This is a genomic window from Maritimibacter alkaliphilus HTCC2654, from assembly GCF_000152805.1.
GTDB lineage: Bacteria > Pseudomonadota > Alphaproteobacteria > Rhodobacterales > Rhodobacteraceae > Maritimibacter > Maritimibacter alkaliphilus.
This window is the reverse complement of record NZ_CH902578.1, coordinates 3,664,235-3,688,626: the sequence shown is the minus strand read 5'-3', so window position 1 is coordinate 3,688,626 and position 24,392 is coordinate 3,664,235. Positions and strand designations below refer to the sequence as shown.

Genomic DNA, 24,392 nt, shown 5'->3' with positions numbered 1-24,392 from the left:
CTTCGGGTTGCCGTATGGCCTAGTCTCCGAAGGACAGGCCCAGACCGATTCCGCCGATGGACAGCCCGCCGGGGCGGGCCCCGCCCGTCTCGAGTTCCTGCTCGGTGGGCGCGCGCGGCTGTTCGAAGCCCAGCCCGATCCCGATCTGGACCTGCGGTCGCGGCGTGCCCTGTGGTGTGCCCTGCGGCGTCGACTGGCCGGGGGTCGACGAGGTGACGTTCTGGGCAGGCGGGCGCGGTGTGGCCGTGCGCGGCGGGTTCTCGACCTCCATCTCGATGCAGGCGGACTGTTCCGTCGCGCTCGCCGGGGATGGGTTCGTGCCAAACATCAGGCGATAGACCGCCTCCAGATCGCCGGGATCGACCTCCTGCCCCGACGCCTCGCCCAGCGCGACCATCGCGGCGCGGGTGCGCGGCCCCATCAGGCCGTCGGCGACACCGGGGTTCAGCCCACGGGCGGCGAGGCCGACCTGAATGAGTTGCAGAAGTTTGCGGGGATCGACGGCGAATTCGACCCGGATGCAGTTTTCGGACCCCGGCGCCACGTAGCCGGGCAAGCGCACCGGGATCGACAGACCGACCTTTTCGCCCGCACCGATTTCGCCCTCGTGCAGGCAGATGGAATTGGCCCCGGCCGCAGGCGAACAATGCCAGCCGTCGAACAGGGCCCCGTTGGCGCCCGCATCGACACGCCCGGTTTCAGACAGGAACAGGGGCCCGCGGTAGGGGCCGTCCGACTGGTTGGTGACGCCGAGCGTAAAGGTGCAAGACCCTCCGGCGCGGCATCCGGCATCCTGCAATTTGTCGAGCAGCACGTCGGGCACCATGCCAGCGGTTTCGCTGCCGCCACATTGACGTTCGCATTCGGCCAGTGCCGCGCGCAGACGGGCTTCGTCGGCCTGAAGGCGTTCAAGCGCGGCCTTGGCCTCGTTCAACGCATCCTCGGCCTCCTGCAACGCCATGAACAGGTCATCCGCCTCGAACGACAGGTCCGCCGCCCGGTCTAGGTTCGCATCCACCGCGGCCTGCTGGGCCGAGGCATCCTGACCCGACCTTTCAAGTCGCGCCTTTTCGACAGCGGCCTGCGTGAACGCCTCCTCCGCCGCGTCGATGGCCGCCTGAACACGGTCGTCGGCGGCCTTGATCCGGTCGTATTCCGATTGCGCGCGCTCCAGACGTTCTTCTGCCCCGATGCGCGACCCGATCACGTCGTTCAGGGTCGCCACGATCTGTGCACAGGGCTCGCAGTCGGTGCGCGCGAACCGCGGATCGGGTTCAGGCGCAGTGGCGGTTTCCTCCGGGGTCGCGCCCGGATCGCAATTTTGCTCACATTCCGCCAGTTGCGCCTTCAGCGCCGCGACCTGCCGCGCCAGATCGGCGACGCGGTCTTCGGCCTTCTCCAGATCGAAACCGGCGAATTCCAGATCGGTTTCGAGGATCGAGATTTCGTCGTCGATGAAAAGCTTGTCCGCTTCATCGCCATCCCCGTCGCGCACGGCTTCTTTCTCGGCGATCTCGTCGCGAATCCCGGCCATGCGATCGCGGATTTCCTGCGCCGCGCGCTCGGCCCCGATATGCGTGCCGACGGCGTCGTTCACCATCGAGGCCAGCGTCAGGCACCGTTCGCAGTCGGTGGTGACGAAGGGATTGGGCGCTTCATCCCCCATGGCCGTTTCGTCAGGGTCGTTGCAGGTCCGCTCACATTCCGCCAATTGCGCCTTGAGGTCGGCCTCCTGCTGAACGAGCCGGGCGATCTCGGCCTCGAGCGCGGCGATGTCGGCGTCCATCTGTTCCAACTTGCCGGGTGTATCCTCTTCCTCGAACAACAGCGGGAGCAGTTCGTCGCCCAGCGCCTCGCCCTCGTCGAAGAGCGGTTCATATTCCTCCATGTCGGACGCGTTCAGGCGTGCCTGACGGTTGTCGTGCAGCTTGGCGCGAAGCTCGGCGATCTTGGCCTGACGCTCCTCCGATGCCGCAGCTTCCGCCGCGCGCGCCGCGCGCGCGTCCTCCAGCCGCCGCTCGGCCCCGATGCGCGACCCGACCGCGTCGTTCACCATCGAGGCGAGGACAAGGCACTTTTCGCAATCCGTGTTGACGAACGGTGTCTCGGGCAAGGCCGTCTCGGTCCCCTCTTCGGGCGGCTGGCACTGTTGCTCACACTCGGCCAGTTGCGCGCGAAGCCCCGGTTCCTGCGCCTCGTACATCGCGATCTGCGCCTTCAGCCCCGCGATCTTCTGGACCAGCGCCTCGATGGCGAAGGCGTTGTCGCGCACCGCGTTGCGTGCATCCATGACATCGCCTTCCGCGTCGAGACTGTCGAAGGCAAGATCACGGGCCTGATCCGCATTGGCCGGGTCGATCAGGGCGTCGTTGATCGCGTCGAGCGCCTCACGCGCGTCGCCCACGGCGCTTTCCAGCGTGGCCGTCTGCCCCCTGAGCCGTTCAAGCTCGGCCTCGCCCTCGGCCACCTGCCGCTTGAGCGAGATCTGGCTGCCGATCACGTCGTTGAGCATACTGGCAAGGGTCTGACACGGCGGGCAGTCGGTCGCCACGAAGGGCGACTCGTCCAAGGCGATGTCTTCGTCCGGGGGCTGGCACTGCTTTTCGCATTCGGCCAGTTCGGCCTTGAGGTTCGTGATGAGGACATGCAGATCGTCCACGCGCCTTTGCGCCGCATCGACCGCATCACGCGCCGCCTGCGCCGCCTCGTCCTCGCCCCCCTGTTCGGTCTCGAGGTCCGATTTTTCGCGGTCGAGCGCGGTCATCGCGTCGTCGGCTTCGCGGAACTCCGCCTCGCGCCCCGGCTTCTCGTAGGTGGTGAGCCAAATCTCGGACAGGCCGTTCAGGGCCTCGTCGATTTCGGCCAGCCGGTCGCGCCGCGCCTTGGCCTGCTCGACCAGATCGGCCTCGGCCTTTTTCGCCGCCGCGAGGTCGCGCTGCGCCCCGATCAGCGAACCGACCGCATCGTTGACGCGCGAGGCGAGGACGAGGCAGGGCTCGCAATCCGTCGTGACGAAGGGGTCCTGACCCGCAAGGAAAATATCCTCTTCCGGTTCGTCCGGGTCGGCGCAGTTGCGTTCGCAATCGGCCAGACGGTTCGACAGGGTCAGGATTTCACCCTCGATCTCGCTGTAACGCGTCTGCATTCGCGCGAGCACCTGCCGCTTGCCCCGGATCAGGTCTTCGAGCCCCGTGATCTCGTCCTGAAGCGCCCGTTCCCGGTCGATGACCGCATCCAGAGCGACGAGCGCGGCGGCCCGTGCCGCGTCGCCCTCGGCGCCGTGATATTCCATACCGCGTTCGCCAAGTTCACGGCCCGCGGCTTCCAGTTCGGCCTGCTTCGCGGTCAGGGTTTCGCCAAGGCGGGTCAGTTCCGCCGCCGTCGCCTGTATGCGCCCCGCCAGCACGTAGCGGTCCAAGAGCTTGGCGTTGATCTGGTCGACGATGGGCTGACAGGACAGGCAGTCGGTCGCCACATAGGTGAAGGGCTGCGGGATCGGATAGGCCGGGTCGGTCAGGGGCGGTGTCAGGCTGATGCGCGGCTCGCCGTTCTCAGGCTGACACTTGTTGTATTCGCAGATGTCGAGCGCGGCCTGCTGTTCCTCGATCAACCGCGAAAGCGCCTCGTGCCGGGCCATGAGCACCGCGAGGTCGGCTTCGTACTGTGGTATTTCCTGTTCGGCGGCGAGCACGTCTTGCAGAAGCTGCGTCTGTTCGTTCTCGATATCCCAAAGCTCGGACAACACGCGTGAGACATCCGCATTCGCGTCCAGCCCGATCCTGAGCGCCTCGCCCATCTGGCGCTCTTCGGCCCGAAGCTCATCCAGCCGCGCGTCCTTGCGTTCGATCTCGGCGCGTCGGGACTTGATGAGCCAGACCACCGACTGAATATCCCCGGCCACGCTTCGCCGCTCCACCAGCGACTTTATCAGCGCATCCGCAAGCGGCTGACACTCCCAGCACTTCGCGACGAGCGGGTCGATATTGTCCTGCATCGGGTAATTCGGGTCGGTGAACGGGTCGTCCGCCGGGTCGGGCGGCGGCGGCGGGCAGTTCTTTTCGCAGTCCTCCAACGCCTTTTGCGCCGCTTCGAGCAGCGCCGTATGCGCGTGGTAATTCGCGATCGCCTCCAGAAGACCGCGAAACTGGGTCTGGATCGTCTGGGCCAGCCCTGCCATGTCACCCTGCAACTGGGCCCGCCGCGCCGCGATCTGTCGCAGCATGTCGGCCGTTTCGCGCTGGTCCACTTCGTCGAGGATGAAGTCGATGGGGTCCGAGCCCTCGGGCGGCTCCGCCCCTTTGAACCATTCGGCCATGTTGCGATAGAGCGTGCGCTCCTGCGCATCCAGCGCCGCGAGTTCCCGTGTCACACGCTCCAGCGTGCGCTGGTTGTTGACCATGCTGTCATAGGTGGTCGAGGCGTCGACCGCGAAGCTGCGCCGGTGCGAACGGATCTGGTTCACGCGCTCGGACAGGGGCAGGCATTCGGCACAGGCCGCGACGATGCCCACGAAATTCTCGGGCTGCGGCACCTGGCTCGCGTCGATCAGGGCCGGGTCTTCGGGTGGCGGCGGTGGCGGATCGCGCTCGTCCAGATCAAGTTCGGATATCTCGCACTGGGTCTCGCACCGGAACATGGCCCGCTCGGCGGCCAATGCCGCGCCCATCGCTTCGACGGTGACGAGGCGTTGGGCCTCCAGCGCGTCGAAAGCGGCCTGAAGCTCGGCCCGCACGCCGGGCAGCGCATCCTTGGCATCGTAATAAGGGTCGATGGCTGCGATGGCGCGCCGCGCCGCTTCTTCGGTCGGGACGTAGTCGTCACGCAGATAGGCGTCCTCCGCCCGCATCTCGTCCCAGAAGGCATCGGCATCGGCCAGCGCCTGTTCCAGCCGCTTCACCTCATCCCGTTGTCGGACGAACCGGTCGGCGGCCTGCCGCACCTCTTCGGCCAGCCGGTCGTATTCAGCGCGCTGCGCGTCGTATCGGTCGACGGCGGCATGGAACGCGGTCTGTTCGGCTCTGCACTTGGGGCAGATGGTCCCGTATTTGTCGATGGTGCGGAACGTATCGGCGCGGATCGGAGCGCCGGCCAGCCCGGCGTCGGTTTGCGCGGTCGCGGGCGACAAGGCGACGACGAAGAGCCACAACGCGAAGACGACGACCAGTTTCCCGACAGTCCGGATCATGCCTCGCCCCGCGTCCGCTTGGGGCTGCGCCTATGTCCTACGATCATCCCACGATCGACGTCCTTTCGTTACGTCAATCATAACGGCGTCTACCGATTCGATGGGAGTCTTCACTCACCCGCGGGCCGAGACCGGCCCAAATCTTCGCATTTCGCACAAGGCCGGAATGCTTTTCCCGCTAGGCGTGTCCACACCCGGTCAATTCGCCAAAACTGTGTAGCAAGATCAATTATGAGTTGTGCGTCCCGCTCACTCGTTTCTAACTTCAGTCATGGGGCGGAATCAGATCATAGACGATTTGCTGAGCGAACTGGGGGGCGTGGCGCCCGCCGGATACTTTCTGGCGCTGCACATTCGGTTCGCCGCCCCCCTCATGATGTTCCAGACCTATAACCCGGCCTGGACCGATCATTACACCCGCAACGCCTATGCCCTGCGCGACCCGATGGTGGCATGGGGCATCTCGCGCAGCGGCGCGACGCGGTGGAGCGACATCGACCTGCCCGACCCGTTCGGGATCATGGCCGAGGCCGCGAGCTTCGGCCTTGTCTACGGCGTTTGCGTGTCCTGCGGGCCGATGACATCGCGCACCGTCGCAGGCGTCGCGCGGGGCGATCGGGAATTCAACGAAGAAGAGATGTCGGCGGTCACGGGCTGTGTCCTGCGATTGCACCACGAAACCCAACCCCCAGACCACCTGACGAAGGCCGAGAAACAGGCGCTTCTGGTCATTGCCTCCGGGGATCGCTACGCCGCCGGGGCCGCACGGCTCGGCATATCCGAGAGCGCCTTCAAGGCGCGCCTCTCGGCGGCGCGGCGCAAGCTATTCGCCAGAACCACGGCAGAAGCCCTTCAGCGTGCTAAGGATTACCGGCTGATCTGAAGGGCCACATCGCTGCGTCGAGAACGGGGCCTGCCCTGGGCTGGCGGATATCTGCAATCAACACCTGACAAGGAGGCTCCTTATGCAGACCACCACGCTCTCTTTCGCCAACATGCACAACCATGGCGAGTTAATGGCGAACCTTTTTCGCGCTAGACGGCAGTCGTTCATCGTGCAGAACAAGTGGGATCTGCCCGAAGCGATGGGCATGGAATACGACCAGTACGACACCCCGGCGAGCCGCTGGGTCGCCGTCCACCAGCTTGGCCGGATTCTCGCCGGGATCAGGCTGACACCCACGACGGCACGGTGCGGGGTCTATTCCTACATGATCCGCGACGCCCAGCGCGGGCTGCTCGCCTCGATCCCGCAGGACCTGTTGTATGACACCGCTCCGGTGGACGAGCACATCTGGGAAAGCAGCCGGGTCTTCGTGGCGCACGACACGCCGCAGCGCATTCGCCGTCTGGTTCATGCCCATCTCATCACCGAGATGACCAAGACCGCGCGCGACCTCGGCGCGGCGCATGTGCTGGGCCTGATCCCCGCCAACTGGCCCCGGTGGGCCAGACGCTGCGGCCTGTCCATCGTCGCGGCGGGGCGGGTGATGGAGATCGACAGGATCGACAACCAGGTCGTCTCGATCGACCTGACGACCAAGCTGCACTGACCGGCACAGGTCCCGCCTGACACTGGGGGTGTCGCGACGCCAAGGCGTCACGGGGAGCGGGGACCATTTGCCACCACATTCGCACACGCTGCGGATGCGAAGACCTTCCTGAAAACTCGGAATCAGACCACGACGACGGACCCACGTTCCGTCGGAATGATCCGCCGTGTCCCATTTCGTGCGGCATTAAGTCATATTTGAATCACTTGCCGCCCATGCGACGATTCCATACAACTTAAAGACGAGGAGACCAGTATGAAACATCATGCAATTCAGACAGTTGCGGCACTCATCGGTGCATCGGCGCTCAGTGGGTGTCTGGGCACGACCCCCGGCCTGACGCTGGGCGAACTGGTCTATCAGTCCTTCGACGAGGTCGGGCAATTGGCGGATACGGCGACCATGCCCACGACAGGAACCGCGAGCTACGAAGGCGGATCGATCGTGACGGTCGGCAGGCCGGACGACCCCGACCACATGCTAGTCGGCCGCACGACGCTGGACGCCGATTTCGCGGCAGGTTCCCTGACCGGGCGGATCAGCGACATTCAGGGCAAGCGGGACGCATCCGGCTCGGACTGGATGACATTGAACCACCCCGGCGTCGGCAGCCCGGCCCAGTATCAGGCCGTGCTGGACACTTTCAGCGACGCGACGGGTGATATCGACATTACGGGAGGGTTCTTCGTCGGCAACGATCTTGTCGCCGACATCGCCGGCACGGTCACCAGCAGCGGCGACACGATCCGCACCGAAGGGTCGATCACCGGCACGTTCAAAGGCCCGGATGCGGAAGCGGTCCGGCTGCAAGGGGATACCGCACGGGCGTTCGACGCCATGGTGGTGACGCTGAATGGCGCCACCGCATCCGCCACCCTCGACGGCGCCGTGCAGGCGACCGACTGAAAAAAGGGCCGCCCGCATCGCAGCGGGCGGCCCCTTTTTTCCTCGCTCAGACAGGTCGCCGATCAGTTGATCCAGTCGAACGGCCGGGTGAACTCGCCCAGCGTCTTATCGACGGCCGCGCGATCCACATCGCCTTTGGCCTCGATCTTGGCCACGAGACCGCGTTTCTTGTCCTCGACCACTTCGACGACTTCGGCCTTGTGGCCGGCCTCCGAAAGGGCTGCGTTGTACACCCGGATGATCGAGCTTTTTCGCAGGTCGGGTTTGAACACCTTGCCCACGGCGGTCTTCGGCAGTTCATCGACGATCTCGATGTATTTCGGGACCGCCGCACGTTCCGTGATCCGCTCCTTGGCATAGGCCATCAACTCGTCCTCGGTCACGCTCGCCCCGGCGACCAGTTCGACGAAGACGCAAGGCAATTCGCCCGCGACCGCATCCGGCTGGCCGATAGCACCGACGAAGGCGACCGCATCATGGCCCGCCAGAACCTCTTCGATCTCAGCCGGATCGATGTTGTGGCCGCCCCGGATGATGATGTCCTTGGCGCGGCCCGTGATCCACAGATACCCGTCTTCGTCGATCCGGCCCAGATCGCCCGTGCGCAGGTACTTGTCCCCCGCGACGAGACCCTTGTTCTTGGCCTCTTCGGTATAGGTCTTGCCGACATAGACACCGGGGTTCGACACGCAGATCTCGCCCACCTCGTCGACGCCGCATTCCTTGTTGATCGTGCCGTCCGCGCCGCAGTCGTAGATCTTGACGTCCGTGTAGGGGAACGGGATGCCGACCGACCCGATCTTCTTCACCCCGTCGGTGGGGTTGCAGGAGACAAGGCAGGTCGCCTCGGTCAGACCGTAGCCCTCGACGATCTTGACGTCTGTGGCCTTTTCGAACCGGTTGAACAGCTCACGCGGCAGCGGAGAGGAGCCGGAGAAGGCCACTTTCAGCGTCGAGACATCCGCATCCACCTTGCGCTGCATCAGCGCCGAGATCGCGGTGGGCACGGTGATGACAAAGGTCACGCCGTAGCGTTCGATCAGCTTCCAGAAATTGTCGAACACCCCGTCGCCGCGATAGCCCGCAGGGGTCGGGAACACCACATGCGCGCCCGAGGTCATGACGGCCATGAACACAACATGCACCGCGAAGACGTGGAACAGCGGCAAGGGGCAGATCAGAACGTCGGTCTCGTCGAACAGAAGGTTCGCGCCGAGCCAGCCGTTGTAGATGATGCCGGAATACTTGTGCTGCGCGACCTTGGGCATCCCGGTGGTGCCGCCGGTGTGGAAATAGGCGGCCACCCGGTCGATCTTTTCATCCTCGAAGGTCAGCGTCTTGGGCTGGCTCGCGATGGCCTTGTTGAAGTTCTGCACCTTGGCCGAATGCTTGGGCTGCACCTTGGGCCGGATCAGCGGCACGATCCACTTCTTCGGCGGCGTGAGATAACGGTTGAGATCGATTTCGAGCACGTGCTTCACGTCGGGCGCATCTTCCAGCGCGGTGTGCACCTTCTGGGCCACGTCGGTCTTGGGGAAGCCCTGAAGCGTCACGACCACCTTGGCCCCGGTTTCGCGCAGGATCGACGCGATCTGCTCGGGCTCGAGCAGCGGGTTGATCGGCGCCACGATCCCGTTGATCGCACCGCCCAGCAGCGTCATCACGGTCTCGTTGGAGTTCGGCAGGACATAGGCGACCACGTCCCCCTGCCCCACACCCAGCGAGCGAAACAGGTTCGCGGTCTGCACGCTCTTGTCGTGCAACTCCTGCCAGGTCAGCGTTTCCTTCTTGTCGGTCGGGCCGCTTTCGATCTGGAACGACAGCGCGTCGCGCGTGGCGAACTTGCTGACGGTATCCGAGAGCAACTCGTAAAGCGTCGTTGGCACGCGCCGCTCGCTCCACGGCTTTTCGGCCTCGATGTCGTTGCGTGCAGCAAGCGAGCTGAATTCGTAGCGTCCCATGGTTCCTCCCCTGAGAGCCGGATTCCCGGCGATGTTTCCATCAAAAATGGGGGTTTTCCCGGCAGGTCGCAAGATTGACGTGGGGGTCAACCAAAAAGCGCGTCGCAGCGTTACTCCGCCGCGATCCCGTCGGTGAACTGAAGCCGGGCGAGACGCGCGTAAAGCCCACCCTCGGCCACCAGTTCGTCATGGGTGCCCTGGGCCACGATCCGACCATCCTCGAAGACCACGATGCGGTCGGCCTTCTTCACCGTCGAAAGCCGGTGCGCGATGATGATGGTCGTGCGCCCGTGCGCCATGGTATCGACCGCCGATTGCACCGCCCGCTCGCTCTCCGCGTCCAGCGCACTCGTCGCCTCGTCCAAGAGCAGAATCGGCGCGTCGCGCAGAATGGCCCGCGCGATGGCGATGCGTTGCTTCTGCCCGCCCGACAACATGACGCCGCGCTCGCCGACATAGCTGTCGTACCCTTCGGGCAGCTTCGTCAGGAACTCATGCGCCGCTGCGGCCTTGGCCGCCGCCTCGACCTCGGCATCGGTGGCATCGAGCCGACCGAAACGGATGTTCTCGCGCGCCGTGTCGGCAAAGATCACCGCGTCCTGTGGGACGAGGGCGACGTGACGCCGGAAATCGTCCCGCGCAAGGTCACGCAAGTCCATGCCGTCGATGCTCACCGATCCCGCATTCGGATCGTAAAACCGCTGGAGAAGCTGGATGATCGTCGATTTGCCCGCCCCCGATGGGCCGACCAGCGCCACAGTCTCACCGGGCTGCACGTCGAGCGTCACGCCATCCAGCGCGATATGCTCGGGCCGGGCCGGATAGCGGAAGGTCACGTCATCGAAACGGATCGCCCCGCGCACCGGCTTGGCCAGCGTTTTCGGCGCCTCGGGGTCGTTCACCGCATCCTCGGCACGCAAAAGCTCCACCAGCCGTTCGGTCGCCCCGGCGGCGCGCTGAAGCTCCGACCAAATCTCGGACAGCGCGCCCACCGCGCCCGCCGTCATGATCGCGTAGATCACGAACTGCACCAATGCGCCGATCGACATTTCGTCGGCCCGCACGTCGCGCGCCCCGATCCAAAGCACGCCGACGACACCCGAGAAAATCAGCGTGATGACGATCATCGTCATGAGCGCACGGGTCGTGATCCGCTTCTGGGCCGACCGGAAGCTTTCCTCGGTCACCTCGCGGAATGTCTCTCGCGACGGGTCTTCATGGGTAAACGCCTGCACGGTCTGGACCGACAGCAGCGCCTCCGACGCCTTGCCGGAGGATTTGGCGATCCAATCCTGGTTCTCGCGGCTCAGAACCCGCATCCTTCGGCCCAGCACGATGATCGGGATCATCACGACCGGCACGATGAGCAGCACGAGGCCGGTCAGCTTGGCCGATGTGAACAAGAGCATGATCGTGCCGCCGATCAGGATGAGCGCGTTGCGCAGCGCGACCGAGACTGACGACCCGATGACCGACAGGATCAGCGTCGTGTCGGTGGTGATGCGGCTCAACACCTCGCCCGTCATGATCTTTTCGTAAAACGCCGGGCTCATGCCGATCACTCGGTCGAACACCGCCTCGCGGATATCGGCCACCACCCGTTCGCCCAGCCGGGTGACGAGGAAATAGCGCAGGCCCGTGCCAAGGGCGAGCAGCACCGCGACACCCATCGCGGCAAGGAAATACTTGTCCAGAAGCGCGTCGGCCGAACTCGAAAACCCGTCGATGACCCGTCGCACCGCAAGCGGCATGACGAGCGAAATTCCGGCGGTAAAGACCAGCGCCAGCAATGCGGCGATCAGCAGACCCTTATAGGGCAGCATGAACGGCCACAGACCGCGCAGCGCACCGACCTGTTTCGACTTGGCCCTGTCTTCCGAGTTTTCCGCCATGTCGGCTCCCCTTCGTCCCGCAGGTCAGATAAGCCCCTCGCGACCTCCGGGCAACCTGTCTCTTCTTCGTTTCCGGGAAACCTCGGGGGGCCGGACACATTCGCCCGCGAATGGGTCCACGGGGGGCTGGCCCCCCGCCGCCGTGCAATCCGGGGACCGGATTTCACGGCTCCCAAAGCGCGGGCGCACGCCCGCTCCGCTTACTCTTCGCCCGGCAGGATCCGCACGCCGCCCCGGTTGGCCGAGGACGCCAGCAGCGCATAGGCCTTGAGCGCGGTCGACACCGCGCGGGTCCGGTGCTCGGCCGGTTTCCACGGCAGCGCGCCCTTGGTTTCGCGCCGTGCGGCCAGTTCGTTGTCCGGCACGGCGAGGTTGATGGTGCGGCCCGGAATGTCGATCTCGATCGTGTCGCCGGTCTCGACCAGCCCGATCAGACCGCCCTCGGCGGCTTCGGGGCTGACGTGGCCGATGGACAAACCGCTCGTGCCACCCGAGAACCGACCGTCGGTGAGCAGCGCGCAGGCTTTGCCGAGCCCTTTTGATTTCAGGTAGCTCGTCGGATACAGCATTTCCTGCATCCCCGGCCCGCCCTGCGGCCCTTCGTAGCGGATCACCACGACCTCGCCCGCAGTCACTTCGCCCTTGAGGATGCCGTTCACGGCGGCGTCCTGGCTTTCGAAAACCCGCGCGGTGCCGGTGAATTTCAGGATCGAGTCGTCCACGCCCGCGGTTTTTACGATACAGCCGTTCTCGGCGATGTTGCCGAACAGGACCGCAAGGCCCCCGTCCTGCGAAAAGGCGTGTTCGACGGTTCGGATCACGCCACCTTCGCGGTCGCGGTCGAGTTCCTTGTAGCGGTTTTCGGTCGAAAACGCCTGCGTCGTGCGCACACCGCCCGGGGCCGCACGGTAGAACGCCTCGGTGTCCGGGTCGTTGGCGACCATGACGTCCCATTTCGCGATCGCCTCGGCCATGCTCTGCGAATGAACGGTGCGCACGTCGCCGTGGATCAGCCCGCCGCGCAGCATTTCGCCCAGAATGCCCATGATGCCGCCCGCGCGGTGCACGTCTTCCATATGCACGTCGTCCTTGGCGGGCGCGACCTTGCACAGGACCGGCACCTTGCGGCTCAGCCGGTCGATGTCGTCCATCGTAAAGTCGACCTTGCCCTCATAGGCGATGGCCAGAAGGTGCAACACAGTGTTGGTCGAGCCGCCCATCGCGATGTCGAGCGACATGGCATTCTCGAACGCCTCGAACGTGGCGATTTCGCGGGGCAGGTAGCCCTCGTCCTCGACCTCGTAATGCAGCTTTGTGATCTCGACGATCCGGCGTCCCGCTTCGCGGAACAGACGCTCGCGGTCGGCATGGGTGGCCAGCACCGAGCCGTTGCCCGGCAGCGCGAGGCCCAGCGCCTCGGCCAGACAGTTCATCGAGTTCGCGGTGAACATGCCCGAGCACGAGCCGCAGGTCGGACAGGCGTTTTCCTCGAAGGCCTGAACCTGCTCGTCGGTGTATTGATCGTCGGCGGCGGCGACCATCGCGTCGACCAGATCGACCGCCTTTTCCAGATCGCCGACCTTGACCTTCCCGGCCTCCATCGGGCCGCCGGAGACGAAGATCACCGGGATGTTCAGGCGCATCGCGGCCATCATCATGCCGGGGGTGATCTTGTCGCAGTTCGAGATACAGACCATCGCGTCGGCGCAATGCGCGTTCACCATGTATTCGACCGAATCCGCGATGATTTCACGCGACGGCAGCGAATAGAGCATCCCGTCGTGGCCCATCGCGATGCCGTCGTCGACGGCGATGGTGTTGAATTCCTTGGCGACACCGCCCGCCTTTTCGATCTCGCCCGCGACGAGCTGGCCCAGATCCTTGAGGTGGACGTGGCCCGGCACGAACTGCGTGAAGCTATTCACCACGGCGATGATCGGCTTGCCGAAATCCTCGTCGGTCATGCCGGTGGCACGCCAGAGGCCACGGGCACCGGCCATGTTGCGGCCATGGGTGGAGCGGCGGGAACGGTAAAATGCCATGTCTCTCTCCTTCGCGCGGGACGTGCGTTACCTAAGCCCCAAAGGCCGGATGGGCAATGACAAAGGCGCGTGACCGGCTACGCATTGCACCCCCACGCCCCATGCACGCGTCTGTGCACACTCCGGCCCTGCCGCCCCGAATTCTTGCCCTGCGCGCCCAAATCTCGCCGCAGTGCGGAATTATTGCGTTCAATACGTTCAATTTGAATTGAACGATGAACCGGACAGACCTATATGGCCACCCATGAACCGTGACCCGATTGACCATTTCATCGAACAGATGGGTTTCATGACCCAGGAAGACGGCCTGCCGCGCATTGCCGGGCAAGTCCTCGGCTACCTTCTGGTCGAAGGCGAGCCGCGAACGCTGGCCGAGATTACCGAGGCGCTTTCGATTTCGAAAGCCTCGGCCTCGACCAATTGCCGCCAGCTTGCCGACAAGGGCATCCTGACCCGCGTGGCGACGCGTGGGTCGCGCGCCGACAGTTATATGGCCGTGACCAACCCGGCCGAGGACATGCTCGCCGGCATGGCCGCGCGCTTTCGCACCCGCGCCCGCAGCATCGAAGATGCCGCCGCCAGTTTTCCCGACAGCCGTGCCGAAGCCCGCGCACGGGTCACAACCTTCGCACAATTTTTCCGGACCTCCGCCGACTTCCTCGACGAATGGACCGAACGCGCCCAACGCCAGATGGCAGACACGGAGTGAGAGACGTGAATATGCATAACCCCAAGCCCGACTGGGCGATGAACAAGCGCGAGAAAGCGCGCGCCGAGGCCATCGCCAAGGGCGAGAAACCGAAGCGGCGCAAATGGCCGTGGCTGGTTCTTCTGGTTCTCGCCGTGACCGCTGGCGGCGGGTATTACTATGCCGACCAGAACGGCCTGATCCCGGAACCGCCGGAGCAGGCCGCCCCGGTCGAGCCGGAAGCCCCCGCCGAACTGATCGTGCGCCTCGCCCCGTTCGAAGTCACCGAAGTGGCGCCCGGCGATCTATCCGAAACCCTGCGCGTGACCGGCTCTCTCACCCCGTCGCGTCAGGTGCATCTGTCGGCCGAAGTATCGGCCCGGTTGCTCGACGTGACCGTGCGCGAAGGCGACTCGGTCAAGGAAGGCGCGCTTCTGGCCCAGTTCGACGTCGTATCGCTGGAAAACCAGCTCGCTCAGGCGCAATCCAATGCCGAAGCGACGCGCGTTCAGTTCGCGCAGGCCCAAAGCGATTTCGAGCGCACCCAAACGCTTGTGGAGCGTGACCTTGCCGCGCCCACGGCGCTCGAGAACGCGCAGTCGGGGCTGGATCAGCTTCGCGCTCAGGTCGCCGCTCAGGAAACCTCGGTCCAGAATGCGCAAACCGCGCTGGAAAAGGCCCGCGTGACCGCGCCCTTCGATGGCGTCATCGCCGAGCGTCAGGTCGATCCGGGCGCGTTCGTCGCCACCGGGTCGCCGCTGTTCACCATCGTCGATTTGACCTCGCTGGAAGTCGAGGCGACCGCGCCCGTGTCGATCTCGAACCAGATCACCGAAGGCCAGATCGTCACCCTGCGCGTCGAGGGCTTCGGAGACCAGACCTTCACCGGCGAGGTCGAGCGTCTGAATCCCATGGCCATCTCCGGCTCGCGGATGCTTCCGGTCTATATCGCGCTCGAAAACACCAATGGCGCCCTGCGCGGCGGCATGTTCGCCACGGGCCGCATCACGCTGGAAGAGAAATCCGATGCGCTCTGGGTGCCCGTCGAAGCCATCCGCGAGGATGCGCAGGGCACATTCGTCCTGACCGCGAACGGCGAGGCGCTGGAACGGCGCGCGGTCGAGGTCGCGCGCGACTGGGACAACGGGGCCAAGGTCGAAATCGCTTCGGGTCTTGAGCCCGGCGACACCGTCGTGTCGGCCCCCCTGCCCGAGCTTCGCGCCGGTCAGAAATTCGCGATCACGGAGTAAGCCCAGATGTTCCTGACCCGCATCAGCGTCGGCCAGCCGGTCTTTGCCACGATGGTGATGATCGCGCTCATGGTCGTGGGCGCGTTCTCCTACTCCCGCCTTCCGGTCGAACAGTTCCCGGACGTGGATTTCCCGGTCGTCGCCGTCGTCACCTCCTACCCCGGCGCGACGCCGGAAGCGGTGGAAAGCGACATCATCGAGCCGATCGAGGACAGCGTCTCGACGCTTGCCGGCATCGACAACATCCAGTCGACCGCGCTCACCGGCTCGTCGCTGGTCATCATCCAGTTCGATCTGGAAGTGGACAGCGCCACCGCCGTGCAGGACGTGCGCGACCGGGTGAGCCAGATCGGACCGCTTCTGCCCGACAATGCCGACGACCCGCGCATCCTGCGCTTCGACCCGTCCGATCTGCCGATCCTGTCGATCGGGGTCAGCTCGGACGAGCTCGACATCGGCACGCTGACGCAGGTGACCGAGGATTACATCGCCAAGCGCATTTCGAACCTGCGCGGTGTCGGCAATGCCGACGTGGTGGGCGGACGCCCGCGCGAAGTGCTGATCGAGATCGACCCGGACCGGCAGACCGCCCTGAACGTGGGCATCGCCGAGGTGTCGAACGCCGTCGCACAGGAAAATCAGGATGTGCCCGCAGGCGCCGTAACCTCCGGCGGCCAGAGCCAGTCGGTTCAGGTCGAAGGCCGCATCGAAACCCTGCGCGCCTTCGAGGACATCATAGTGGCCCGGCGCGGCGGTCAGCCGATCCGTCTGGGCGACGTGGCGAACGTGACCACGGGTCTGGCCGAGCGCGACAGCCTCGCCATGCTGAACGGGCAGGATGCACTGGCCATCGACGTGCTCAAGACGCAGGGCGCGAACACCGTGGACGTGGCCGAACGCGTCGTCGAAGAAGTGCACAAGATGAACGAAGACCCTCAGTTCGAGGGCATCGAAATCTCGGTGCTGCGCGACAACTCGGAACCCGTGATCGAAAGCTTCCACTCGGTCCAGTCGATGATCGTCGAGGGCGCGATCCTCGCCACGATCATCGTGTTCCTGTTCCTCAACTCATGGCGTTCGACGGTCATCACCGGCCTGACCCTGCCGATCTCGATCATCGCGACGATGACGGCGATCTACGCGATGGGCTTCACGCTCAACATGATGACGCTCATGGCGCTGTCGCTGTCGGTCGGCATCCTGATCGACGACGCCATCGTCGTGCGCGAAAACATCGTGCGACACCTGCACATGGGCAAATCCCACATTCAGGCCGCGCTGGACGGGACCAAGGAAATCGGCCTCGCCGTGCTTGCCACCACGCTTTCCATCGTCTCGGTGTTCCTGCCGGTGGCGTTCATGGAAGGGATCATCGGGCGCTTCTTCTTCCAGTTCGGGATCACCGTGTCGGTGGCCGTCCTGATCTCGCTCTTCGTGTCCTTCACGCTTGACCCGATGATGTCGTCGGTGTGGTACGACCCGGCCGCCGACCCGAACCGCAAACGCGGCATCGTGGGCCGCGCCGTGGGCCAGTTCGACCGCCTGTTCGACTGGATCGGCGAGCAATACGGCAAGCTCCTGAAAAAGGCGCTCAAGTTCCGCAAGACGACGCTGAGCGTGGCCTTCGCCGCCTTCGTCGGCGCCTTCGCCCTGTTCCCCCTGATCGGGGGCGAGTTCATTCCGCCGTCCGACACAGGGGAAATCCAGGTCGACCTCAAGGCGCCGGTGGGCACCTCGCTCGACCGGACGGCCGACAAGATCGCGCAGGTCGACGCGCTCCTGCACGACAGGTTCCCGGAAATCGAAAGCACCTACGCGACGGTGAACTCCGGCACCTCGTCGGGCGATAACAACGCCACGATCATCGGCATCCTCGTGCCCTCGGATCAACGCAGCCGGTCCCCGCAGGATCTGACGAGCCCCGTGCGCGACGCGCTGAAAGCCATCCCCGGCGCCGAATTCTCGGTGGGCGCATCGGGCGGCATGGGTCCGGTGGAACCGCCGATCGAGATCAAGATCTTCGGCCCCGATCTGCGCGTCCTGGAAAAGCTGGCCCGCGAACTGGCCGACGACATGGCCGGGATCGAGGGGCTGGTCGACATCAACACCACGCTCGACGATCCCCAGCCCACCATCGGGATCGAAGTCGACCGCGATGCGGCCTTCGACCTCGGCGTTTCGCTCGCCTCCGTCGGCGACACCCTGTCCTCGATGCTCGAAGGCCAGACCGTGTCGGAATGGACAAGCCCGCGCGGCGAAAGCCTCGACGTGGTGGTGCGCCTGCCCGACAGCGCGCGAAACGACGCGGCCTATCTGGGCGCGCTGCCCATCGCGCAATCGGGCGCGACCGGGTCGACGGATGTCATCCGGCTCGATCAGGTGGCGACGATCACCCAGTCCGAAGGACCGGGCGAGATCAACCGCGAAGACCGGGAACGCTCGGTCCGTGTCACCGCGAACCTCGAAAGCGGCGTGCGCCCCGGCGACGTGACCGCCGCGGTGCAGGAGGCCGCCGCCGCGCTCGACTACCCGCTGGGCTACAGTCAGGGCACCGGGGGCGAAGTCGAGGACATGCAGGATCTGGGGTTCGCCGCCGCCGCCGCGCTGGCTCTGGCGATCATCTTCATCTACCTCGTGCTCGCCTCGCAGTTCGGCTCGTTCCTGCAACCTCTGGCGATCATGTCGTCCCTGCCGCTGGCCCTGATCGGCGTGCTGGGCGGTCTGCTGGTATTCGACTCGACGCTGAACGTCATGTCGATCATCGGGTTCATCATGCTGATGGGTCTGGTCACCAAGAACGCGATCCTGCTCGTGGACAACGCCAACCAGCATGTCCGTGACGAGGGGCTGAACCTCTACGATGCGCTGGTCATCGCCGGGCGCACGCGGTTCCGGCCCATCGTGATGACGACGCTCGCGATGATCTTCGGCATGCTGCCGCTGGCGCTCAACATCCACGGCGGCACCGGGCAGAACGCGTCGATGGCCCATGCCGTGATCGGCGGCCTGATCTCGTCCTCGCTGCTGACGCTGGTCGTCGTGCCGGTGATCCTCACCTACACCGACGCCATCGGCCGCTTCGCCTCGCGCTTCACGCCAAAGGCCCCCGACGACGTCCACGCCCCGGCGGAGTAACCACACCCGTCCCCCTTCTCTGTTTCGAAAAACCTCGGAGGGGGACGGATTTGCCTGCAAATCCGGGGGGGGAGGCTGGCCTCCCCCCACCGCGACGACCCGCCGCAGGCGGGACGGCGCAAACCCTGTGCGCGGGCTTGCCCGCGCGCCGCTTGGAAACCCTACCCCTGAAAGCGCAACGTGACGATCAGGCCCGGGTCGGCGTCGCCAAGGTCCAGTGCCGCGCCGTGGCTCTCCGCGATGGCCGCGACGAGGGCGAGGCCGAGGCCGTTGCCCGGCGTCGTGCGCGAGCGTTCGAGACGGTAGAGACGGCGCAGGACCTTGTCACGCTCGGTCTCGGGGATACCGGGGCCGCTGTCGGCCACGCTCAGGGTGCCGTCCGGCCCGACCCGCACCCGCACCTCGCCGCCGGGCGGCGTGTGACGAAGGGCGTTCTCGATCAGGTTGGCGAGCGCCTGACCGATCAGGTCGCCATCGCCGCGCACCATCACGGGCGTGTCGGGCACGTCCACGGTGAAACGGTCCTCGCGGTCCTCCGCCGAGGGCTCGTAGAGCTCCGCGATCCGCAGCGCCACCGCGCCCAGATCGACGGGACGGAACCGGTCCTTGGCGCTTCCCCCTTCGATCTGCGCGATCTGGAGCAGGGCGCGAAAGACCGACACCGCGCGTTCGGCCTCCTCCCCTGCCGCTTGGGCGAGGTCGCGCGCCTCGCCCTCCGGCAGACGGTCTTCGAGATCCTGAAGCGTGACGCCGATCCGCTGCAACGGCGTGCGCAGGTCATGGGCGATGTCGGTGGTGACCTGCCTCAGCGCCTCGGTCGCGGCCTCCTGCTTCACCGCCATCCGGTTCACCCGCGCCCCGATGCGCGACAGGTCGTCGCCGTCGCCGGTCTCATGCGACCGGGCCGCGAGGTCGCCGGAGGCGATCCGGTCGAGCACGCCTTCGATCCGCTCCACGCGGCGGGCCGAGGCGCGGGCGATCACCGCGCCGGTGCCCAGAGCGATCAGAACCGTGGGCAGCGTCGACACCAGCAGCAGCACGAGAAAGGTCTCGCCCAGACGCGCCAGCGGTTCGAGGCTCTTGGCGACGATCAGCACCCCGCCCGACAGCCGCCGCACATCGTCGATATAGCCTTCGTCCGACAGGGGCCGCGTGTCCTCCAAAGCGGTGAAGCCCACGTCGACCCCGTTCAGCACGGCACGCGCATTTCCGGTGCTGCGGCGGTCGTCCCCCAGAAACACGAACACCGTGTCGCGCGGGTCGGTCACCCGGGCGCGCGCCTCGACCAGCGTGCGCAGGGCCGACGGGCTTGCCGAAATCTCGAAACTCGCCATCTCGCGGTCCAGATCGGCACGCAGGTCCTGAAGCGTGTTGGCGCGCTGGGTCAGCCACGCCACGCCCAGCGAGGCCAGATTGACCAGAGCCACGACCGCCACCAGCAACACCGCCTGACGCACCGGCGTCGAGCGCATGATCCGGGTCGAGCGGCGGGCCCTAGTCGTCAATGCGATACCCCGCGCCGCGCACGGTGCGGATCAACTCGTGGTCGAAGGGCTTGTCCACCTTGGCCCGCAGGCGGCTGATATGGGTTTCGACCACGTTGGTGCCGGGGTCGAAATGGATGTCCCACACGTTTTCCAGAAGCATGGTCCGGGTCTGCACCCGGCCTTTGCGCCGCAACAGGTGTTCGAGCAGCGCGAATTCGCGCGGCAGGAGGTCGATGGGCCGCCCGGCGCGGCGCACCTCGCGCCGCACGAGGTCCATCTCCAGATCGCCCGCCTTCAGCGTCGTTTCCTCGGCCTGCAAGGGCGGGCGGCGGGTCAGCGCGGCGACGCGCGCGGAGAGTTCCCCGAAGGCGAAGGGTTTGACGAGGTAGTCGTCGCCCCCGGCTTCCAGCCCCGCGATCCGATCCTCGACCCCGCCGACCGAGGTCAGGAAGATCGCGGGCGTCGCGACACGGGCCGCGCGCAACGCCTTGACCAGCGACAGGCCGTCGAGTTCCGGCAGCATGCGGTCGACGACCAGCACGTCGTAACTGCCCTGCATCGCCTGCCCGAGCGCCGAGCGCCCATCGGCCAGCCGGTCGACGGAATGCCCCTCTTCGGAAAAGCCGCGGGCGATGAAATCTGCTGTGGTCGGGTCGTCTTCTACGACAAGAATTTTCATGGGTCGCTACCGGTTACTCGCCCACAACATAGGCGGTTGCCCCTTGTTTTGCAGGTTTCACCCGGTCGAAACACCCCTTTTCACGCCGCCGTGACGAAGATTACGCAGATGCAATCCTGCCGATGTGGCGCTGCAATTCGCCACGTTCATCTTCGTGTCATCCGAAGGGGGCGACCAAGCCCCTCGCAGTCAAAAGAGGATGCTTCATGCCCAAGAACACCATCATGAACCGCGTGGCCCCTGCACTGGCGGTCAGCGCGCTTCTCGCCGGTGGCGGTGTCGCCGCGATCACCAACACCACCCAACCCGCTTTCGCCGCCGCCCCGGTCGAGGGTGGCTATGTCGATCTGGTCAAACAGGTGGCGCCCGCCGTCGTGACCATCGAAACCTCGCGCAACGCATCGGCCCAGCCCGCACAGGGCGACCCATTCGAAGGCACGCCGTTCGAGGAGTTTTCCAAGCGCTTCGGCATGCCGATGCCCGAGGGCGACCCGCGCGGCCAGATGCCGGACCGCCAGATGCGCGGCGCGGGCACCGGGTTCATCGTGTCCGAGGACGGTCAGATCGTGACCAACGCCCACGTCGTGCGAGGCGCGGATGAGGTCAAGGTGACGCTCGAGGACGGGCGCGAGATGACCGCCGAGGTCGTCGGCGTCGATGCCGCCACGGACATCGCCGTTCTCAAGGTCGATGCGACCGGCCTGCCCGCGCTTGAATTCGGCACCTCGGCCGATCTTCAGGTCGGTGAGAACGTGATCGCGATGGGCAATCCGTTCGGCCTCGGCAACACCGTGACCACGGGTATCGTCTCGGCCATCGGTCGTGATCTGCGCGCGGGTCCGTTCGACAACTTCATCCAGACCGACGCCGCGATCAACCGGGGCAACTCGGGCGGTCCGCTTCTGAACCCCAACGGTCAGGTGATCGGGATGAACACCGCGATCATCTCGCCCACCGGCGGTTCGATCGGCCTCGGCTTCGCCGTGCCTGCGGACATGGTCAAAGAGATCGTGGCGGACCTGTCGGACGACGGCGAAGTCAGCCGCGGCTGGCTGGGCGTTCAGATCGCGCCGGTCAGCGAAGACGTGGTCGCCGCGCTCGGTCTGGAAGAGGCGAACGGCACGATGGTGCAAAGCGTCATGTCGGGCACGCCCGCCGAAGAGGCCGGGCTGGAAGCGGGCGATATCGTCACCGAGGTGAACGGCAAGGCCATCGACGGCCCCCGCGACCTGACCCGTGCCATCGCCGGCGACATGCCGGGGTCGGATGTCGAACTGAAGGTGCTGCGCAAAGGGCAGGAACAGACGTTCAACGTGACCCTTGGCGAACGGAGCGAAGACGAGCCGGCTTGATCTCCCTGGTACTTCGCTTCTGAGGAGGCCGTCGGGACTGTCCCCTCCCGGCGGCCTTTTCGTATCTACTCGGCGGCCGAGGCCTGACGGCTGCGGTCGCAGGACACCCCGTTGGCGGGGTTCAGGTCGAGAAGCTCGATCAGGCCGCAGTTGTCCTTGACCAGATCGGCCAGTGTGACCTCATCCAGTTCGGAATAGAACGCGTCGAGCGCCTTCTTGATATAGGTGTTGAGGCGGCAGGTCTCGATCAGTGGGCAGTTGTTGTTGGCGGCGTCGAAGCACTCGGTGAACGGCACCTCCGCCTCGAAATCGCGAAACAGGGCACCGATCGAAATGGCTTCGGGCTTGCGCGCCAGCATGAGGCCGCCACCGCGCCCGCGCCGGGTTTCGACATATCCGAATTGCTGAAGCTTGTGGATCACCTGGCTCAGGTGATTGCCCGAGGCGTTGGTCGCCTCGGCGATCTCAGACGAGCGAACGGTCTGATCCGTGTTCACACCGCAGAACATGAGGACCCGTGCGGCAAGGTTCGTTCTCAGTGTCAGACGCATTCTGCTCTCCCCTAGCGTTTTCGTAATGTAACCACCCGGTTCACACGGCGATTTGACATAGATCAGATAAATGTTTTTCGTCTAGCGGGGAGGAACGCCGCGAAATGTACCAATTCGATACTCGGGCCTGTGCGCTTGGCGAGGGCCTGCTGTGGCACCCGCTGTCCAAACAATTGTACTGGTTCGATATTTTGAGCCGGAAGCTGCTGACGCGGGGCCCGGACGGCCCGCGCGAGTGGTCGTTCGACGAGGCGGTCTCGGCGGCGGGCTGGGTGTCGCGAAATCTGCTGTTTGTAGCGTCCGAGACACAGCTTTTCACCTTCGATGTCGAGACGGCGAAGGTGAACACAGTCGTCCAACTGGATGCCGACAACCCCGCGACCCGCTCGAACGACGGGCGCGCCGATCCGCACGGCGGGTTCTGGATCGGCACGATGGGCAAGAAATTCGAGCCGGGCGTGGCCGCGATCTTCCGCTATTACCGTGGCGAGTTGCGCAGGATCGTGGATGGGGTGACTGTATCCAATTCCATCTGCTTCGCGCCGGACGGACGCACGGCCTACTACACCGACACGCCCACCCGGCAGATCATGGCGCTGCCGCTGGACGCCGACGGCTGGCCCACAGGCACGGCACGCGTGCATATCGATCTGAGCGGCGAACGCCCCCTGCCCGATGGCTCCATCGTGGACGGCGAAGGTGCGATCTGGAACGCCCAGTGGAACATGGGCCGCGTGGCCCGGTATCTGCCGGACGGGCGGTTCGATTATGCCGTCGAGGTTCCGGCGCGGCGCGCGACCTGTCCGGCTCTGGGCGGGCCGGATCTGAAAACCCTGTTCGTGGGAACAGCGCGGATGGGTCTGGACGACCCGTCGCCCGATGACGGCGTGCTTTTCGCACAGGGGGTCGAGGTGCCGGGTCTGCCGGAATACCGCGTGGTTCTGTAGGTCAGAACGCACCGCGCAGGGTCTTGAGCCCGCCGACCAGCGTGCCGACATCCGTGCCGACGGCGAGGAATTCGACACCCATGTCGGCATAGCTCTGCGCGAGCGCCCGGTCCGAGGTCAGGATGCCTGCCGCCTTGCCCGCCGCCCGGATACGGGTGAGCACGTCGACTACAACCGCCTGAACCTCGGGCGCGCCGGGATTGCCGATGAACCCCATGTCGGCGGCCAGATCGGCGGGGCCGACGAACACGCCATCGACGCCCTCGACCGCGAGAATATCGTCCAGCGCCGCGACGCCTGCCCGGTTCTCGACCTGAAGCAGCAGGCAGACCTCGTCATTCGCGGTGTGCAGGTAATCGGGGATCGCGTTATAGGCGGACGCACGCGCCAAGGCCGCCCCGATGCCGCGCACGCCGTGCGGGGGGTAGAGCATCGAACGCACCGCCTCGCGCGCCTGCGCGCCGCTTTCGATCATCGGGATGAGGATGGTTTGCGCACCGACGTCGAGGAGTTGCTTGATGAACGAGCGGTCGTCGTCGCGGGCGCGCACCACGGCGGAGGTCGTCGTGCCGACCGCGCGCAGCTGATCGCGGATCGACAGAAGGTCGTTCGGGCCGTGTTCGCCATCGATCACCAGCCAATCGAACCCCGCTTGCGCACAGAGTTCGGCAACCGACGCATCGCCCATCGAGACCCAGAGGCCGATCTGCGTTTCGCCGGACTTGAGCCGCGCCTTGAAGTGGTTGGTCGGTGCGGGCATCGGC

16 protein-coding genes are annotated in these 24,392 nt (G+C 65.6%); 8 read left to right on the top strand and 8 right to left on the bottom strand.

Translation table 11 applies throughout. From position 1 onward, the window contains the following. Positions 1 to 19: 19 nt before the first annotated feature. Complete coding sequence (locus RB2654_RS19085) at positions 20 to 5,185, bottom strand: hypothetical protein (protein ID WP_008334893.1); 5,166 nt, start codon at positions 5,183 to 5,185, stop codon at positions 20 to 22. A 271-nt stretch (positions 5,186 to 5,456) separates the two neighbouring features. On the opposite strand from RB2654_RS19085, the gene RB2654_RS19080 reads away from it, so the two are divergent. From RB2654_RS19080 to RB2654_RS19070, 3 genes are all read left to right on the top strand, one after another. Next, entirely contained in the window at positions 5,457 to 6,068 is a 612-nt protein-coding gene (locus RB2654_RS19080) for an autoinducer binding domain-containing protein (RefSeq protein ID WP_008334892.1), read from the top strand. Positions 6,069 to 6,150: 82 nt separating this feature from the next. Further along, on the top strand, positions 6,151 to 6,738 hold the full coding sequence (locus RB2654_RS19075) for an acyl-homoserine-lactone synthase (protein WP_008334885.1): 588 nt from the start codon (positions 6,151 to 6,153) through the stop codon (positions 6,736 to 6,738). 255 nt (positions 6,739 to 6,993) lie between these two features. Further along, positions 6,994 to 7,644, top strand: a complete 651-nt coding sequence (locus RB2654_RS19070) for a HupA family protein (RefSeq protein ID WP_008334883.1) — start codon at positions 6,994 to 6,996, stop codon at positions 7,642 to 7,644. A gap of 62 nt (positions 7,645 to 7,706) precedes the next feature. Here RB2654_RS19070 and RB2654_RS19065 read toward each other — a convergent pair whose 3' ends face one another. The 3 genes from RB2654_RS19065 to ilvD form a co-directional block, all read right to left on the bottom strand. Beyond that, positions 7,707 to 9,605: an acyl-CoA synthetase gene (locus RB2654_RS19065; RefSeq protein ID WP_008334882.1), complete on the bottom strand. Its 1,899-nt coding sequence runs from the start codon at positions 9,603 to 9,605 to the stop codon at positions 7,707 to 7,709. Between the two features lie 110 nt (positions 9,606 to 9,715). Beyond that, the gene (locus RB2654_RS19060) at positions 9,716 to 11,497 is read right to left on the bottom strand and encodes an ABC transporter transmembrane domain-containing protein (RefSeq protein WP_008334881.1); all 1,782 of its coding nucleotides are present in this window, start codon (positions 11,495 to 11,497) and stop codon (positions 9,716 to 9,718) included. 200 nt (positions 11,498 to 11,697) lie between these two features. Beyond that, positions 11,698 to 13,539: a dihydroxy-acid dehydratase gene (gene ilvD / locus RB2654_RS19055; protein ID WP_008334880.1), complete on the bottom strand. Its 1,842-nt coding sequence runs from the start codon at positions 13,537 to 13,539 to the stop codon at positions 11,698 to 11,700. 280 nt (positions 13,540 to 13,819) lie between these two features. Between ilvD and RB2654_RS19050 the strand changes: the two genes are divergently transcribed. The 3 genes from RB2654_RS19050 to RB2654_RS19040 are packed head-to-tail and all read left to right on the top strand — an operon-like array spanning position 13,820 to position 18,612. Then, entirely contained in the window at positions 13,820 to 14,248 is a 429-nt protein-coding gene (locus RB2654_RS19050; RefSeq protein WP_254655616.1) for a GbsR/MarR family transcriptional regulator, read from the top strand. Positions 14,249 to 14,259: 11 nt separating this feature from the next. Then, complete coding sequence (locus tag RB2654_RS19045; RefSeq protein ID WP_008334865.1) at positions 14,260 to 15,477, top strand: efflux RND transporter periplasmic adaptor subunit; 1,218 nt, start codon at positions 14,260 to 14,262, stop codon at positions 15,475 to 15,477. A 6-nt stretch (positions 15,478 to 15,483) separates the two neighbouring features. Beyond that, positions 15,484 to 18,612 (top strand): efflux RND transporter permease subunit, encoded by a 3,129-nt coding sequence (locus RB2654_RS19040; protein WP_008334862.1) that lies wholly within the window; start codon positions 15,484 to 15,486, stop codon positions 18,610 to 18,612. A gap of 161 nt (positions 18,613 to 18,773) precedes the next feature. Here the strand turns inward: RB2654_RS19040 and RB2654_RS19035 are convergent, their stop codons facing one another. After that, positions 18,774 to 20,117, bottom strand: coding sequence for a sensor histidine kinase (locus tag RB2654_RS19035; protein WP_148912620.1), 1,344 nt, complete (start codon positions 20,115 to 20,117; stop codon positions 18,774 to 18,776). Further along, a complete protein-coding gene (locus RB2654_RS19030; protein ID WP_008334857.1) occupies positions 20,107 to 20,778 on the bottom strand; it encodes a winged helix-turn-helix domain-containing protein in 672 nt (223 codons plus the stop codon). Before RB2654_RS19030 ends, RB2654_RS19035 begins: the two co-directional genes overlap by 11 nt. 206 nt (positions 20,779 to 20,984) lie before the next feature. Between RB2654_RS19030 and RB2654_RS19025 the strand changes: the two genes are divergently transcribed. Further along, positions 20,985 to 22,130, top strand: coding sequence for a S1C family serine protease (locus tag RB2654_RS19025; protein WP_008334856.1), 1,146 nt, complete (start codon positions 20,985 to 20,987; stop codon positions 22,128 to 22,130). Positions 22,131 to 22,195: 65 nt separating this feature from the next. On the opposite strand, the gene RB2654_RS19020 is transcribed toward RB2654_RS19025, so the two are convergent. Further along, positions 22,196 to 22,681 carry an RrF2 family transcriptional regulator gene (locus tag RB2654_RS19020; protein ID WP_040885271.1) on the bottom strand — a complete coding sequence of 162 codons (486 nt, stop codon included), beginning with the start codon at positions 22,679 to 22,681 and terminating at the stop codon, positions 22,196 to 22,198. Positions 22,682 to 22,785: 104 nt separating this feature from the next. Between RB2654_RS19020 and RB2654_RS19015 the strand changes: the two genes are divergently transcribed. Beyond that, positions 22,786 to 23,628: an SMP-30/gluconolactonase/LRE family protein gene (locus RB2654_RS19015; protein WP_008334852.1), complete on the top strand. Its 843-nt coding sequence runs from the start codon at positions 22,786 to 22,788 to the stop codon at positions 23,626 to 23,628. A 1-nt stretch (position 23,629) separates the two neighbouring features. On the opposite strand, the gene RB2654_RS19010 is transcribed toward RB2654_RS19015, so the two are convergent. Continuing rightward, positions 23,630 to 24,388, bottom strand: coding sequence for an aldolase/citrate lyase family protein (locus tag RB2654_RS19010; RefSeq protein WP_008334851.1), 759 nt, complete (start codon positions 24,386 to 24,388; stop codon positions 23,630 to 23,632). Between the last annotated feature and the right edge of the window lie 4 nt (positions 24,389 to 24,392).

Coding starts and splice junctions, on each gene's coding strand:
- ilvD (WP_008334880.1), bottom strand. CDS start 13,539: ATGGCATTTTACCGTTCCCGCCGCTCCACCCATGGCCGCAACATGGCC.
- RB2654_RS19060 (WP_008334881.1), bottom strand. CDS start 11,497: ATGGCGGAAAACTCGGAAGACAGGGCCAAGTCGAAACAGGTCGGTGCG.
- RB2654_RS19025 (WP_008334856.1), top strand. CDS start 20,985: ATGCCCAAGAACACCATCATGAACCGCGTGGCCCCTGCACTGGCGGTC.
- RB2654_RS19080 (WP_008334892.1), top strand. CDS start 5,457: ATGGGGCGGAATCAGATCATAGACGATTTGCTGAGCGAACTGGGGGGC.
- RB2654_RS19050 (WP_254655616.1), top strand. CDS start 13,820: ATGGGTTTCATGACCCAGGAAGACGGCCTGCCGCGCATTGCCGGGCAA.
- RB2654_RS19010 (WP_008334851.1), bottom strand. CDS start 24,388: ATGCCCGCACCGACCAACCACTTCAAGGCGCGGCTCAAGTCCGGCGAA.
- RB2654_RS19030 (WP_008334857.1), bottom strand. CDS start 20,778: ATGAAAATTCTTGTCGTAGAAGACGACCCGACCACAGCAGATTTCATC.
- RB2654_RS19070 (WP_008334883.1), top strand. CDS start 6,994: ATGAAACATCATGCAATTCAGACAGTTGCGGCACTCATCGGTGCATCG.
- RB2654_RS19075 (WP_008334885.1), top strand. CDS start 6,151: ATGCAGACCACCACGCTCTCTTTCGCCAACATGCACAACCATGGCGAG.
- RB2654_RS19015 (WP_008334852.1), top strand. CDS start 22,786: ATGTACCAATTCGATACTCGGGCCTGTGCGCTTGGCGAGGGCCTGCTG.
- RB2654_RS19085 (WP_008334893.1), bottom strand. CDS start 5,185: ATGATCCGGACTGTCGGGAAACTGGTCGTCGTCTTCGCGTTGTGGCTC.
- RB2654_RS19045 (WP_008334865.1), top strand. CDS start 14,260: ATGCATAACCCCAAGCCCGACTGGGCGATGAACAAGCGCGAGAAAGCG.
- RB2654_RS19020 (WP_040885271.1), bottom strand. CDS start 22,681: ATGCGTCTGACACTGAGAACGAACCTTGCCGCACGGGTCCTCATGTTC.
- RB2654_RS19065 (WP_008334882.1), bottom strand. CDS start 9,605: ATGGGACGCTACGAATTCAGCTCGCTTGCTGCACGCAACGACATCGAG.
- RB2654_RS19040 (WP_008334862.1), top strand. CDS start 15,484: ATGTTCCTGACCCGCATCAGCGTCGGCCAGCCGGTCTTTGCCACGATG.